Raw genomic sequence first — 13,453 nt, forward strand, 5'->3', positions numbered from 1 at the left:
CTGCGAACTTAACATTTCCCCCGCTTTTAATTGTGATTCAACTATTACCAAGGCCCAACAATTGCTGATACCATAACTAACAGTGGCATTTAAGCATTGTTGGCGCTGATGCAACTTTGACGCCGACTGCAGAAATTCATTACCTTCCCCGTTTGCATTGCAAAGCGATATCCGCTGCGAGACTTCGATGATGGAGGGGACAGTAAGGATTAGCAGCCTGAAACAAGACCGCGTCAACGCCAACAGCATTCTCAAATACAAGGTAAAAACTGCAAAATGCCTCACTTTGACCTCCCCACGGTGGTCGCCTACGCGGGGGTGATGGCATGCCTCATGGGGGTGATCCTGTACGTCCTGGGGAAAAATTACCCAACATCCATCAAAGGATTTCGGTGCTGGACTGCCGCGACGCTGGTTGCCGGTTTAGGTACGTTGGCTCGCTTGTGGCTGCGCAGCACTTTCCCCGATAGCGTTGCCATAGGAGCCCAGAACGTTTGCCTCATAATGACATCGGGGCTTTTTCTAATGGGGACCTGCCAATTTTTTGAACGACCAATACCGCGTCGCTTTCTGCCTCTTTTGTTCGGTGTTTCCGTGTTCGCCATGTGGTTATTTAGCGGCTACGAGGGAGCGTTCATACACCGGCGACTCTTTGCGCGAATACTTCTCATATCGCTCTATGCTTACCTTGCATGGGTGATCTATCGGCAACCGCACACTTTTGCAAGACGGCTCACTGTGGGCATCGTCAGCTCACTTGTCTGTCTGATGCTCGTCCGTACAATTGTGGGGTACATATGGCCCAACGGAGATGGTGTTGACTCTTTGGAGATGGTCCAGGTGGCCTACACCGTTGGCTTCTCGTCCACGGATGTATTGATTCCAATTTGCGCCATCCTGATGACCTTCGAGAAGTTGCGCCTTACGCTTGAGAACCTGGCCATGCGCGATAGCTTGACGGGTGTGTTGACGCGGCGTGCGCTATTTGAGTTCGGGGAAGGCGAGATTGCTGGATGTCGGCGTCGTGGGGCATCTTTGTCAGTCCTGATGCTAGACCTTGACCACTTCAAGGAGATTAACGACAACTATGGACACCATGTTGGTGACTCCGTGATCCGAGACTTCGCGGAACGTACGCAAAGCCTGCTACGCAAGCCGTTCCTATTGGCTCGCTACGGGGGCGAAGAGTTTGTCGCTGTACTTCCCGAAACGGGTGCTGCAGATGCTGTACTGATTGCCGAACGAATACGCAGCAGCATCAGCTTCAATCCAGAACTTCCCAGATGTCATGTGAGTATTGGCGTTGCCACCAACTCAGTTGCAGGCAACGAATCGTTGACGGTCCTGATCCAAAAGGCGGATCAGGGTTTGTACCAGGCAAAGCAACGCGGCCGCAATAGGATTGAAGTAAATTAGGCAATTGGCGTGGAGCAGATCGGAGCTGAGGGCTTTCACTCCACAAACAAAAACGCCAACCGGTGAAGGTTGGCGTTTCGTAAGATACATATCTTGGTGGCCCGGGGCGGAATCGAACCACCGACACAAGGATTTTCAATCCTCTGCTCTACCGACTGAGCTACCAGGCCAAGGAGCCGAATTATAGCAAGACATTTTGAATTCGCAAACCCCTTATGTAATTATTTTATTTTGGTAGTCGTTATAATGATTGCATGAATGATTCCAGACTACCTTCCAAGAGCGTTTTAGCGGCTTCCGCGGCCTATGGCGCGCGCGGTGTTTCTTCGCAAAATGTTGTCCACAGCGATATCTGCATTGTCGGAAATGGTGCGGTTGGTAAGACGGCTGCGCTCGGATTGGCGCAGGCGGGGCTCACTGTCACCTTATTGGCACCACCTTCCGCGGCCCCGCAGAGCGGACCTGTGGGCGGCCCAGCCGGTGCCTCATCCATCCCCTCGCTACGTGCAGAAAAGGATATCGGTAACGATCCCACCGCCTGGGACCCCCGCGTTTATGCGCTGAATCATGTTGCTCGTAGCCTGCTGTCCGGCCTTAAAGTATGGGATGCCCTTGATGCCAGTCGGATTGCGCCAGTGGAGAGCATGCTGGTCAAAGGCGGGGCAGATGCGGATGCGGGGAGTATTTCCTTCGATGCTTTTAGTGCGCGGACCGGCGCGTTGGCGTGGATTGTTGAGGATCGCAATCTGAATCAGGCGCTGGATGCGGCGTTGAAATTTGCGCATAACGTGCGTGTGGTGCATGGTCGCGCGCAGCAGATGACCGTTGATTCCGACGGATGTGATAACGCTATGTTGACCCTGGAAGACGGCACGTTGCTGACTTCTGCATTGATAGTGGGCGCTGATGGCGCGCAATCGTGGGTGCGTCATCAATGCGATATCGGGATCGATTACCGCTCTTATCATCAACGGGCGATAGTCGCTAACTTTGAAGTTGCTTTGCCGCATCACGGCGTTGCGCATCAATGGTTCACTGCCGAAGAAGGGATTGTCGCGTTGTTGCCGTTGCCCGGTCAGCGGATGTCATTGGTATGGTCAGCACCAGAAAGCCTGGCTTCGACCTTGCTCAGCGAGTCCATGTCGCAACTGGCGCAGCGGTTGTCTTTGTTGGCGGGCGATCAGCTCGGCCGATTGACGCCCTTGCAACCTGAGAGTGTACAAAGTTTTCCACTGGCGTTAATTCGCAGCCATGCTTTGGTTGCGCCGCGGGTTGCGTTGATCGGGGACGCGGCGCATGTGGTGCATCCGCTCGCCGGGCAAGGAATGAATTTGGGTTTTGGCGATGTTAGCGCCTTGATAAAGGCGCTAAGTGAACGCGGTGCGCAGCGTGATTGTGGCGATGCGACGGTGTTGTCAAAATACGCCCGTTCGCGCAAAGAAGAGATTCTATTAATGCAACTTGCGACCGATGGTCTGGAGCGGTTGTTCGGGCTGGACATTGCGCCGCTGCGCATGGTGAGAAACGTGGGATTGAACTTGCTGGACAGACTGCCGGTCTTAAAGCGGCGACTGATGGGTCACGCGTTTGGTCGGACATTTGAAAAAAATTGATGGGAGTTGTAATGCAAGTACGGATTTGGGAACGTTTGAAGCCATTGTTGCTGGCAGTGGTGCTGGGTTCGTTGACGACGGCAGCGATGGCCGAAACAGCGCAGGAAACGGCGGTCAAGAAGCTTATCGAGCCGCGTTTGGGGGATGGCGTCAAAGTTGATGCTGTTGCCAAAACGCCGTATTTGGGGATGTTTGAAGTGCGCGTCGGGAAGGACATTTTTTACACCGACGCCAACGCTAAATATATGTTTGTGGGGCGCATTCTCGACGCCAAGAGCTCAAGGGATTACACCAAAGAGCGCATGGATGAAATCAGCAAGGTGAAATTTTCGGATTTGCCGCTGGATCTGGCGATGAAGTCAGTAAAAGGTAACGGCAAGCGCGTTATCGCGGTATTCGAAGATCCAAACTGCGGTTATTGCAAGAAATTCCGCAAGACCTTGCAAGAGGTGGACAACGTTACCGTCTATACCTTTATGTACAATATTCTGGCCCCAGACTCTGCAGTGAAGTCGAAAAACGTCTGGTGCAGTGCGAATCGTGACAAAGCATGGGACGATTGGATGTTGAACGGAAAGTTGCCCGCCACAGCAGCGGCTAGCTGCGCAACGACACCGAACGACAAAGTGCTGGCGCTCGGGCAGGCGCTTGGGGTGAGCGGTACGCCGACCATTATCTTTGCCGATGGCTCACGTATTCCGGGCTTTATTGATGCGAAAGCGCTTGAAGACAAGTTCGCTTCGGTCGTGTCGGTGGCACCGGTCGCATCCAGTAAATAACGATTGACGGCCGAATGGATCTTGCCGCCTCCGGTCAAATAGTCGGTATCTTGCTGGCGGCCGGACGCGGGCGTCGTTTCGATTCGAGCGGGAAGCAAAGCAAATTGCTCCAACTTCTTCCCGGTGGCGAATCGATTTTGGCAACGGCTGCAAAGAATCTATCCACGGTACTGCCAAGCGCCGTCGTATGCCGGGCTGATACTGCTGCGGCAGCGGCGCACATGGCCGCGCATCTTCAATACGGTAAATATGGCGGTACCCTGCTTCATTGCCCGAATGCGGATGACGGCATGGCGGCGACGCTCGTGTACGGTCTTCAGCAAACGGCGACAGCGGCGGGGTGGGTGATCGCGTTGGCCGATATGCCCTTCGTTCAGGTTGCTACGATTCTGGCGTTAAAAACGGCGCTGGAGCAGGGCGCTGATATTGCCGTTCCCGTGTGTAATCAGCGGCGCGGCAATCCGGTGGCTTTCAGCCATCGCCATTTATCGCGGTTATTGGCGCTACGCGGCGATCAGGGCGCGCGTGCTCTGTTGCAGCATTTTCCTGTGGCGGAGGTGGTCGTGGATGATCGGGGTGTCCTGCAGGACATAGATACCGTCGCCGATATACCACATTCGTAAGCTGTTATTACCCGTTTGATCGTCAACGCGCATACCAGGCCAATAAGCGCATGTTGGTTACGCGATAACCCCGTAGACTATTGTTCTTTCACGCCATCGGAAGATTCACCCCATTTCTAAATCACATCTGCAAGTTGCTATCGGCTCTTGCCTGGCATTCGATCTGTGTGCGAATCCCTATGCTGGCGTCGTTCTCAATTTGCCTGGCGTTCAGGTTTGATTTAGCTAAATGAAAAATCTCTCCCACTTGATGCCGTGTCGGTGTTCCACTAACTAGTCAACCTCCCGCGATGAATCCACATTTCTTAAATAAACGCCTGATCATTGTTCTTGGCTATACGGGCCTGGTCCCGTTCGTACTGTTGACGCTGGGTTGTTGGGTAGTGAGCCCCGATTGGCTCGGCGAGTTTATTCGCGGTCAGATGGCGTATGGTGTCGCCGCGTTATCATTTCTCGGAGGAATTCATTGGGGCGCGATGGTATTGCGCGCTGACCTGTCGGCGGAGCGCACCAAAAGGGCGTTAATTTGGGGCATCATGCCAACTACTATCGCCTGGTTTTCGACCCTCTTCTTCGCGTATGGTTATACTTTGTTGATTCTCGGCTTTATCGCGGCATATCAGGTGGACAAGCGTTTGTTCGTCTGGTATGGCTTGCCTGGCTGGTTCATTGAATTACGTTATAGATTAACTTGTGCAGCGGTCGGCGCTATGGTGTTGGCAATGCTTGCTGCCGGAGTGAGAGGAAATCTCGGTGCATAAATCTACGCAAAAATCTTCTGCAAAACCGACGGCAAAATCCATCGCCAAATCGGCTATGTCGAAGTCGGGCGTCAAGCGGACCAAAACGGTGTTGAAAGCAAGTACCAGGCTGAACGCCAAGTCGAGCACTAAGTCGAGCACTAAGTCCGGTGCCAGGTTGTTGGCCCAGTCGCTGACCGAGCATTTGTCTCGTAGCGATAGGGCTGAGGCGGCTCTACGCACTGCCAGCCTGCATTACAGTATTATCGCGGCCGACCCCGCCGCCCATTTATTTGCGGTGACGTTAGTGATCAATGCGCCTGCGGCTGTGGGGCAAATTGTGGCGCTACCGGCGTGGATTCCGGGTAGTTACATGATCCGCGAATTTGCGCGTCATGTTGTACAAATCCGTGGTGAATCGAACGGCCAAACGATCGCGCTAAAAAAACTCGATAAACATTCCTGGCAAGCCGCACCTTGTGACGGGCCGCTGACATTGCACTATCAGGTGTACGCGTGGGATTTGTCCGTTCGTGCCGCACATCTGGATCAGACGCATGGTTTTTTTAACGGTACCAGCGTATTTCTACGGGTCGTGGGACAAGAAAATATCTCGCACGTGGTGGATATCCAGCGTCCTCAAGGCGATGAATATGCGGATTGGCGTATCGCTACGGCGTTACCGACTTTAAAGGCCCGGCGCGGCACTTTCGGCACTTATGCGGCGGCCAATTACGATGAGTTGATCGATCATCCTGTGGAGATGGGTTTATTTCAACTGGCCACATTCAAAGCGCATGGCGTGCCGCATGAGATCGCCATTACCGGCAACGTGCCAAATCTGGACATGCCGCGTTTGAGCGCGGATCTTAAAAAGATTTGTGAAACGCAGATCGCCTTCTTTGAGCCGGCAGGAACCAAATTTGCCAGGCAAGCGCCGATGCCGCGGTATGTATTTTTAACGTTGGCAGTGGGCGACGGTTATGGCGGTCTTGAACATCGTGCCTCGACCGCATTGATTTGTGCCAGGGCAGATTTGCCGGTGAAGGGGCAGCCTGAAACCAGTGACGGTTATCGTACCTTTTTGGGTCTTTGCAGTCATGAATATTTCCATACATGGAACATCAAGCGCATCAAGCCTGCGGCGTTTGCACCCTATGATTTACAGGTCGAAAATTACACACCGTTGTTGTGGCTGTTCGAAGGTTTTACCAGTTATTACGATGACTTGATGTTGTTCCGGTGTGGTCTGATCGATCAGCCCCAATATTTGAAAATGGTCACTAAAACGATTAATGGCGTGCTGCTCGGAACTGGACGTCGCAAGCAGAGCGTGGCTGAGTCAAGCTTCGACGCCTGGGTAAAATATTATCGTCAGGATGAAAACGCGCCAAACGCGATCATCAGCTACTACACGAAAGGCTCGCTGGTCGCGCTGGCGCTGGATTTAATGATCCGCAGCGAAACCAAAAACAAGAAATCGCTGGATGATGTCATGCGCGCGTTGTGGCAACATTATGGCCGTGATTTTTTTGCGAATAACGACATGGCGGGAAGAGGCGTGACGGAAGCGGCGGTCGAAACCTTATTCGATGCGGTGACCGGACTGAAGTTAAAACGTTTCTTTGATCGGTTTGTGCGCGGTACCGAAGATCTGCCGTTAGCAAAGTTGCTTGCTACCGCAGGCGTAACGATTGCCGACACACGTAAAACGGCAAAGCCGGGTTTGGGCGCGCGCATTAACCGCGTCGGTGCTGAAAGCAAAGTGGCAAATGTTTATGAAGGTGGCACGGCCCATCGTGCCGGTTTGTCGGCCGGGGATATGTTGCTGGCGCTCGATGGTATTCGTGTGACGTCGAATCTGGATATTCTTCTGGCCCGCTATCGGGTTGGCGATACCGTGACGCTGCATGTATTCCGGCGCGATGAATTGTTGGTGCTACAGGTCAGGTTGTTGGCTGATGCGACGCCGCAATGGGACCTTAAGGCAGAGTTGAAGCCAGTCGCCATTTTAGCGGCGCGTAATGCGTGGCTGGACGGAAGAACGGGGCGCTAACGGTTGATGTGTGGGCGGGTTTGAGGGCAAAAACATTGGCAAACTGCGCTTTCGCACATTCGTTAATGTGCCTTCAGACCGCTCCAGCGTGGCGTCAGGGTATGAGCAATGCCATATAAATCAAGCACGCGACCGACAGTGTGGTCGATCATCTCGTTGATGGTTTTGGGACGATGATAAAAGCCCGGAAGGGGCGGAAAAATAATCCCGCCCATTTCGGTAACGCTGGTCATATTGCGCAGGTGCGCTAAATTGAATGGCGTCTCCCGTACCATGAGCGTGAGCCGACGACGCTCTTTTAGCACAACGTCTGCGGCCCGCGTTATCAAATTGTCCGACAGTCCATTTGCCACCGCTGCCAGGGTTTTCATCGAGCAGGGCGCGACGATCATGCCGTCAGACTGAAACGATCCACTCGCAATCGAGGCCCCGACATCGCGCACGTTGTATGTCACGTCTGCCAATGCCTCTACTTCTTTGCGACGCATATCGAGTTCTTGATGCAAATTCAGTACGCCCGCGTCCGAGATCAATAAATGCGACTCGATCTCGGGTACTTCGCGCAAAAACTGTAGCAGCCGCACGCCGTAGGCAACACCGGTTGCGCCAGTGATGGCGATGATTAATCGCCGTGATGGCGCGGAACATTCCTCGGGGGCGACTGATACCACAGACTGCTTACGGCGCCAGCAGGGTTTTCAGCTCGCCGGACTCATGCATCTCGTTCATGATGTCGGAGCCGCCTACAAATTCACCTTTAACATATAACTGCGGGACGGTCGGCCAGTTAGAATAGTCCTTGATGCCTTGACGCACGGCGGGATCTTCCAGCACATTAATCGTCACGATGTTTTCCGCGCCGTTGGCTTTCAGCAGTTGAATAGCCCGGCCTGAAAAACCGCACTGTGGAAATTGTGCTGTGCCTTTCATGAACAAAACCACTGGGTTTTGTGTCACGGTTTCTTTGATCCACGTTTGTACTTCGCTCATGGCGATACCTTAAAATTGTTCAGAATGTAGTCATTATATGAAAAAGTGGCGTGTGCCGCTGACGCGACTGAAATGCGACACAATTAACGTGTGCTTAAGGCAATTGTCAAGAGTTTTTGACGCTTTAGCGAAGACTATGTATAATCTCAGGTTCTCCCGACTCCGGATGACATTTTATGCCGTACCGGGAAGGATGAATTGTTGTTGGTTCTTCAATTATTTCGATGAGGTTTCATATGTACGCGGTCATAAAAACCGGTGGCAAACAATATAAAGTTATTGCCGGCGAAAAACTTAAAATAGAACAGATACCTGCAGACATTGGCACCGAACTCACTATTGATCAAGTGCTTGCAGTTGGCGCTGGCGATACCCTGCAGGTTGGGGTGCCATTGGTCGAAGGTGCTACGGTGTTGGTTAAGGTATTGGCGCAAGGTCGCCACGATAAAGTCAAGATCTTCAAAATGCGTCGTCGTAAGCATTATCAGAAGCATCAAGGCCATCGTCAAAATTACACCGAAATTCAAATCGTTTCGATCAACGCTTAATTTCATCAGGCTTCGTTTAGAACCGCCCCGGTATTACGCAATGCAGTATCTGCGAGGGCATCAGGTGCTAAATGAAGCCTCATCGATTACGTCGATTGACTTAACCAAATATCAGGAGTTTTAAATGGCACATAAAAAAGGCGGCGGCACTACGCGCAACGGCCGTGACTCAGAGTCAAAACGACTCGGCGTCAAGGTCTACGGTGGCCAGGCGATCAACGCCGGCGGCATCATTATTCGTCAACGCGGCACTAAGACGCATCCTGGCGAAAATGTTGGCATGGGCAAGGATCACACCCTGTTCGCACTGATTCAAGGCAAAGTACAATTTGTGATTAAAGGTGCTGAAAAGCGCCAATATGTCACTGTTGTGGCTGCAGCAGCTTAAGCAATTTGCTTGAAAAAGAAGCGCGAAGCGCAAGCTTTGCCGCGAAAGGCTCTGCCGCAGGTAGAGCCTTTTTAGTTTTCAGCGCATGAAATGAGTGGGATTCGAGGCGGTGTTCACGGAAGATCGCAGGATTACCACGCTAACGGACAATGTTGATGTAGCTGCCTCTCCGGATGCGCGCTCCGACATGGGGTTTGTGCCTGCGCTATGCTGGTACTAAACTTGAATTACGCCTGTTTTAGGCAGGCTAGGTGTTTGGACTTTTCCCATCACTTTGGTGATGCATTGCAACGCCGGCAAATGGATCTGGATGTGTAAGGCATTGTTGTCATAATTGCACTAATGTTGCAATGAAGTCGCCCTTGTTTCGTGCTGACTTCGACAATGCTTCACGCCGGTCGCCTGCTCGGATAGCTGCGAGAATTAAAGTCGCAAACAAAATAGTCAAATCAGAATTAAAATATCCAATCTCATTAGGACCTTCGAATGAAGTTTATAGATGAAGCAAAAATCGAAGTCATTGCCGGCGATGGTGGCAATGGGGTTGCGAGCTTTTTGCGCGAAAAATTTCGTCCCTTTGGTGGGCCAGACGGCGGCGATGGCGGCATCGGCGGCAGTATCTATGCTGTAGCTGACCGTAACGTCAACACCTTGGTTGACTTCCGCTTTTCTAAAATGCATCGTGCCGGTCGCGGCGAAAACGGCCGTGGGTCGGATTGCTACGGCAAAGGCGCGGACGATATCAAACTGCGCATGCCGGTTGGTACGCTGATTGTAGACGTTGATACAGGCGAAAGCATCGCTGACCTGACCGAGCATGGTCAAGAGATCATGTTAGCGAAAGGCGGCGAGGGCGGCTGGGGTAACATCCATTTCAAAACCTCCACCAATCGCGCACCGCGCCAAAAAAGCGATGGTAAAGAAGGCGAACGCCGCATTTTGCGCTTAGAACTAAAAGTTCTCGCCGACGTCGGATTGCTGGGTCAGCCGAATGCCGGTAAGTCGACATTTATCACGGCGGTGTCAAACGCCCGTCCGAAAATTGCCGATTACCCGTTTACCACGCTGCATCCTAATCTGGGCGTGGTTCGCGTCAGTCACGAGAAAAGTTTCGTCATCGCGGATATCCCTGGGTTAATTGAAGGCGCGGCAGATGGTGCTGGGCTGGGCATTCAATTTCTGAAGCACTTACAGCGCACAGGATTGTTGCTCCACATCGTTGATCTGGCACCGTTCGAGTCCACGGTTGATCCGGTTAAAGAAGCCAAGGCTATCGTCAAAGAGTTGGAAAAATACGATCAATCGTTGTTTGACAAGCCACGCTGGCTGGTCCTTAACAAACTGGACGTGGTACCGGAAGACGAACGCAAAAAACGCGTCAAGGATTTCGTTAAGCGTTTCGGATGGAAAGGTCCGGTTTTCGAAATTTCGGCACTGAATCATTCCGGTTGCCCGGAACTGGTTAACGAGATTTATGCTTATCTGGCGGAAAAACGCCAGCAAGAGCATCGGGCTGAAGAAACGCATATGACCGAAGAAGCACAAGGGATTCTGTCGATCGATCCGGACGACCCGCGCTTTAAAATTCTTGATTAATTTGGGGAGCTTGAGCTAAGCTGGGTTCCCGCTTAGTTTTATTCCCATTTCAGCCGCATCAATGTGCTGTATGAGCTCGTTCAACCGACATGACTAGTGCTTATTGCCCTGGCGATGTCGGTTTTTTATTATCAGCGCCAATTGAGGTGCTTTCGGCTGTGGCAGATAAAAATATGAACTCCGTCATTCAAAAAGCTAAACGTATCATTATCAAAGTGGGATCGTCGCTGGTCACTAATGACGGCAAAGGACTGGATAGCGCGGCAATCGCGACCTGGGCGGAGCAAATTTCCGCTTTGCGTGCGTTGGGAAAAGAAGTGGTATTAGTGAGCTCTGGTGCCGTTGCAGAAGGTATGCAGCGTTTGGGTTTTGATAAACGCCCGACCAGCATCGATGAATTGCAGGCGTGTGCGGCGGTGGGGCAAATGGGACTGGCGCAAATATACGAAACCAGTTTTCGTGCGCATAACCTGCATACCGCGCAGGTGTTGTTGACCCATGCAGATCTGGCGGATCGAGAGCGTTATCTGAATGCGCGTTCCACGCTATTTACGCTGTTGCGTTTCGGCGTTATTCCGATAATCAATGAGAACGATACGGTGGTCACGGACGAAATCAAGTTCGGCGATAACGATACGCTAGGTGCGCTGGTGGCCAATTTAATTGAGGCGGAAGCCTTGATTATCCTGACCGATCAAAAGGGCCTGTTCACCGCAGATCCGCGTAAGGATCCGAATGCCAAGTTTGTGCATGAGGCGCAAGCGGGTGATCCGGCGCTCGAAATCATGGCTGGCGATGCCGGTTCAAGCATTGGTCGGGGCGGTATGTTCACCAAAATTCTGGCGGCCAAACGTGCAGCGACGTCTGGTGCGCACACTGTCATTGCATGGGGTCGTGAGACCGACGTGTTGACGCGGCTTGCCGCTGGTGAAGCGATTGGTACCCAGTTGAATGCGCAGACCGGCCAGCTAAAAGCGCGCAAACAATGGATGGCTGATCACCTGAAAACAGCGGGGAAAGTTTTGCTGGATGCGGGTGCGGTACAAAAGTTAACGGAAGAGGGTAAGTCGTTGCTGCCGATTGGCGTCACCGACGTGCTGGGAGAATTCGGCCGCGGCGATGTGATAACTTGTGTGAGCAGCGATGGTCGTGCGATTGCGCGCGGTATCAGCAATTACACCAGCGCTGAAACCAGGCGGATCATGCGCCACCCATCGTCGGAAATCGCTACAATTTTGGGGTTTGTCGAAAAGTCAGAATTGATTCATCGAGACAACATGGTCTTGTTGTAAAAAACAAAAAACCGATATCGCCTGCATATCGGTTTTTTTTAGCCATCAGACTGAATCTGAAATTCTGATTCCACCTGTCACCGGCGAGCGTCCATGCCAGGCTTGTGGTGCTTAGCGTTTAGCCGCCGGGTTTTAATGGACGATTATCCCTTAGGCGCGCCTGGATATCGACCGCCTTGCCCGCGATACCACCGTCCTGGCACATAAAGTCTTTGAATAACGCCGCATGTTGTCGGTTTCCGTTGACGTCGGAGATGCGTTGCCATTTGCTCAGACGCGCACGCGCCCAATTGCCGTCCGTATGCCCGAAAGCATATAATTTCTTTTCGGCTGTCTGGCAGCGGATCCCCTCGTAGCTGACATTTGACGCACCACCGCTGCTGGTGCTGACCAACGTGTAACGTACTACGCCATCGGTTCCGACCGTGATTGACTTGAGGTCAATCGCGAATTTCATGGTCGCGGTAGGACTGACATAGAAAGACACCAGATTTGCAGCTTCTGGTTGGGGCGGTAACTGCACAGCCAGTTCTTGCCAGGTCTTCACTTCATCGTCAAAATCGTCGTCAAAGCCTGGACCTGGGCCTGAACCCGGAGCCGCATGCACGTGCGCTGCAGCGGAGATCAGGATTGCTGTAACGGCAAACAATGTGCGCAATCTTGGTTGGTGCATGGTGTCAAAAAACATATAAAAACCTACTCCTTATCGATACTAGGTTCAGCCGAAATGCAATGTTTTTGCGCTTCGCTGATTTCTTCGCCCTCGCTGGGCTCTGTGGCTACGCAGCCCTCCGTCGACTCCTCCGTACAGAGCAAAGGTCGCGAATGGCGGCCAGCGCCTTGCATTGGACGCATCAGGAAACGTGATAATTCTTGCAAGGCACGTTGATAAACATCGCGCTTGAATTCGATCACGGCTTCCAGGGGCACCCAGTAATCATGCCAGCGCCACGCGTCAAACTCAGGATGTTCGGTCAGGCGCAAGTTAACATCACAATCGCGTCCCACCATCCTCAGCAGGAACCAGATTTGTTTCTGGCCGCGATAATGCCCGCGGATATCGCGTTTGATGAAATGATCAGGCACCTCATAGCGCAGCCAGTCACGGGTGCGGCCGATAATTTTGACATGCTCCGCCTTGAGGCCAATTTCTTCCTCAAGCTCGCGAAACATGGCTTGTTCCGGCGTTTCACCGTACTTAATGCCACCTTGTGGAAATTGCCACGAATGTTCGCGCACACGCTTGCCCCACCACACTTCATTCTGGGTGTTAAGCAAGATAATGCCGACGTTAGGGCGGAAGCCTTCACGGTCCAGCATACTGTTACCTCAAAACTTTCTGCGACCAGGCGGACCTCATGCCAACTTGCCACCATGTTGAATAGCGTACTTTCGGAACCTGTTACGCCTCG

Annotated in this window: 14 protein-coding genes and 1 tRNA gene; 10 read left to right on the forward strand and 5 right to left on the reverse strand. The window is 52.4% G+C overall.

The genetic code is table 11. From position 1 onward, the window contains the following. The first annotated feature begins 840 nt into the window (after nt 1-840). A complete protein-coding gene (locus JQN73_RS10550) occupies nt 841-1,416 on the forward strand; it encodes a GGDEF domain-containing protein (RefSeq protein WP_205322971.1) in 576 nt (191 codons plus the stop codon). Nucleotides 1,417-1,510: 94 nt separating this feature from the next. On the opposite strand, the gene JQN73_RS10555 is transcribed toward JQN73_RS10550, so the two are convergent. Next, a tRNA-Phe gene (locus tag JQN73_RS10555) sits at nt 1,511-1,586 on the reverse strand. An 84-nt stretch (nt 1,587-1,670) separates the two neighbouring features. Between JQN73_RS10555 and JQN73_RS10560 the strand changes: the two genes are divergently transcribed. From JQN73_RS10560 to JQN73_RS10580, 5 genes are all read left to right on the forward strand, one after another. Then, complete coding sequence (locus JQN73_RS10560; RefSeq protein ID WP_205322972.1) at nt 1,671-3,029, forward strand: UbiH/UbiF family hydroxylase; 1,359 nt, start codon at nt 1,671-1,673, stop codon at nt 3,027-3,029. A gap of 11 nt (nt 3,030-3,040) precedes the next feature. Beyond that, complete coding sequence (locus tag JQN73_RS10565; protein ID WP_205322973.1) at nt 3,041-3,808, forward strand: DsbC family protein; 768 nt, start codon at nt 3,041-3,043, stop codon at nt 3,806-3,808. A gap of 14 nt (nt 3,809-3,822) precedes the next feature. Further along, a complete protein-coding gene (locus JQN73_RS10570) occupies nt 3,823-4,431 on the forward strand; it encodes an NTP transferase domain-containing protein (RefSeq protein WP_205322974.1) in 609 nt (202 codons plus the stop codon). A gap of 290 nt (nt 4,432-4,721) precedes the next feature. After that, nucleotides 4,722-5,192 (forward strand): DUF3429 domain-containing protein, encoded by a 471-nt coding sequence (locus JQN73_RS10575; RefSeq protein WP_205322975.1) that lies wholly within the window; start codon nt 4,722-4,724, stop codon nt 5,190-5,192. Beyond that, on the forward strand, nt 5,185-7,227 hold the full coding sequence (locus JQN73_RS10580) for a M61 family metallopeptidase (RefSeq protein ID WP_240162504.1): 2,043 nt from the start codon (nt 5,185-5,187) through the stop codon (nt 7,225-7,227). The genes JQN73_RS10575 and JQN73_RS10580 overlap by 8 nt, the downstream gene beginning before the upstream one ends. A gap of 62 nt (nt 7,228-7,289) precedes the next feature. On the opposite strand, the gene JQN73_RS10585 is transcribed toward JQN73_RS10580, so the two are convergent. Beyond that, nucleotides 7,290-7,898, reverse strand: coding sequence for a UbiX family flavin prenyltransferase (locus tag JQN73_RS10585; RefSeq protein ID WP_205322976.1), 609 nt, complete (start codon nt 7,896-7,898; stop codon nt 7,290-7,292). Between the two features lie 7 nt (nt 7,899-7,905). Continuing rightward, a complete protein-coding gene (grxD, locus tag JQN73_RS10590) occupies nt 7,906-8,217 on the reverse strand; it encodes a Grx4 family monothiol glutaredoxin (protein WP_205322977.1) in 312 nt (103 codons plus the stop codon). A 236-nt stretch (nt 8,218-8,453) separates the two neighbouring features. Between grxD and rplU the strand changes: the two genes are divergently transcribed. The 4 genes from rplU (at nt 8,454) to proB (ending at nt 12,041) form a co-directional block, all read left to right on the forward strand. Continuing rightward, nucleotides 8,454-8,765, forward strand: coding sequence for a 50S ribosomal protein L21 (gene rplU, locus JQN73_RS10595; RefSeq protein WP_205322978.1), 312 nt, complete (start codon nt 8,454-8,456; stop codon nt 8,763-8,765). A gap of 124 nt (nt 8,766-8,889) precedes the next feature. Continuing rightward, entirely contained in the window at nt 8,890-9,153 is a 264-nt protein-coding gene (rpmA, locus tag JQN73_RS10600) for a 50S ribosomal protein L27 (RefSeq protein ID WP_205322979.1), read from the forward strand. Between the two features lie 486 nt (nt 9,154-9,639). Then, a complete protein-coding gene (gene obgE / locus JQN73_RS10605; RefSeq protein WP_205322980.1) occupies nt 9,640-10,749 on the forward strand; it encodes a GTPase ObgE in 1,110 nt (369 codons plus the stop codon). 173 nt (nt 10,750-10,922) lie between these two features. Then, the gene (proB, locus tag JQN73_RS10610; RefSeq protein ID WP_205322981.1) at nt 10,923-12,041 is read left to right on the forward strand and encodes a glutamate 5-kinase; all 1,119 of its coding nucleotides are present in this window, start codon (nt 10,923-10,925) and stop codon (nt 12,039-12,041) included. Between the two features lie 118 nt (nt 12,042-12,159). Here the strand turns inward: proB and JQN73_RS10615 are convergent, their stop codons facing one another. Next, nucleotides 12,160-12,729 (reverse strand): CNP1-like family protein, encoded by a 570-nt coding sequence (locus JQN73_RS10615; RefSeq protein ID WP_205322982.1) that lies wholly within the window; start codon nt 12,727-12,729, stop codon nt 12,160-12,162. Between the two features lie 8 nt (nt 12,730-12,737). Then, nucleotides 12,738-13,361 carry an RNA pyrophosphohydrolase gene (locus JQN73_RS10620; RefSeq protein ID WP_205322983.1) on the reverse strand — a complete coding sequence of 208 codons (624 nt, stop codon included), beginning with the start codon at nt 13,359-13,361 and terminating at the stop codon, nt 12,738-12,740. Between the last annotated feature and the right edge of the window lie 92 nt (nt 13,362-13,453).

The organism is Glaciimonas sp. PAMC28666 (assembly GCF_016917355.1).
In the GTDB taxonomy this organism is placed as follows: domain Bacteria; phylum Pseudomonadota; class Gammaproteobacteria; order Burkholderiales; family Burkholderiaceae_D; genus Glaciimonas.

Bases quoted from the DNA above. Each gene is read 5' to 3' on its own strand.
- JQN73_RS10560 (WP_205322972.1), top strand. From the start codon at position 1,671: ATGAATGATTCCAGACTACCTTCCAAGAGCGTTTTAGCGGCTTCCGCG.
- JQN73_RS10565 (WP_205322973.1), top strand. From the start codon at position 3,041: ATGCAAGTACGGATTTGGGAACGTTTGAAGCCATTGTTGCTGGCAGTG.
- JQN73_RS10570 (WP_205322974.1), top strand. From the start codon at position 3,823: ATGGATCTTGCCGCCTCCGGTCAAATAGTCGGTATCTTGCTGGCGGCC.
- JQN73_RS10575 (WP_205322975.1), top strand. From the start codon at position 4,722: ATGAATCCACATTTCTTAAATAAACGCCTGATCATTGTTCTTGGCTAT.
- grxD (WP_205322977.1), bottom strand. From the start codon at position 8,217: ATGAGCGAAGTACAAACGTGGATCAAAGAAACCGTGACACAAAACCCA.
- rplU (WP_205322978.1), top strand. From the start codon at position 8,454: ATGTACGCGGTCATAAAAACCGGTGGCAAACAATATAAAGTTATTGCC.
- rpmA (WP_205322979.1), top strand. From the start codon at position 8,890: ATGGCACATAAAAAAGGCGGCGGCACTACGCGCAACGGCCGTGACTCA.
- obgE (WP_205322980.1), top strand. From the start codon at position 9,640: ATGAAGTTTATAGATGAAGCAAAAATCGAAGTCATTGCCGGCGATGGT.
- proB (WP_205322981.1), top strand. From the start codon at position 10,923: ATGAACTCCGTCATTCAAAAAGCTAAACGTATCATTATCAAAGTGGGA.
- JQN73_RS10615 (WP_205322982.1), bottom strand. From the start codon at position 12,729: ATGTTTTTTGACACCATGCACCAACCAAGATTGCGCACATTGTTTGCC.
- JQN73_RS10620 (WP_205322983.1), bottom strand. From the start codon at position 13,361: ATGCTGGACCGTGAAGGCTTCCGCCCTAACGTCGGCATTATCTTGCTT.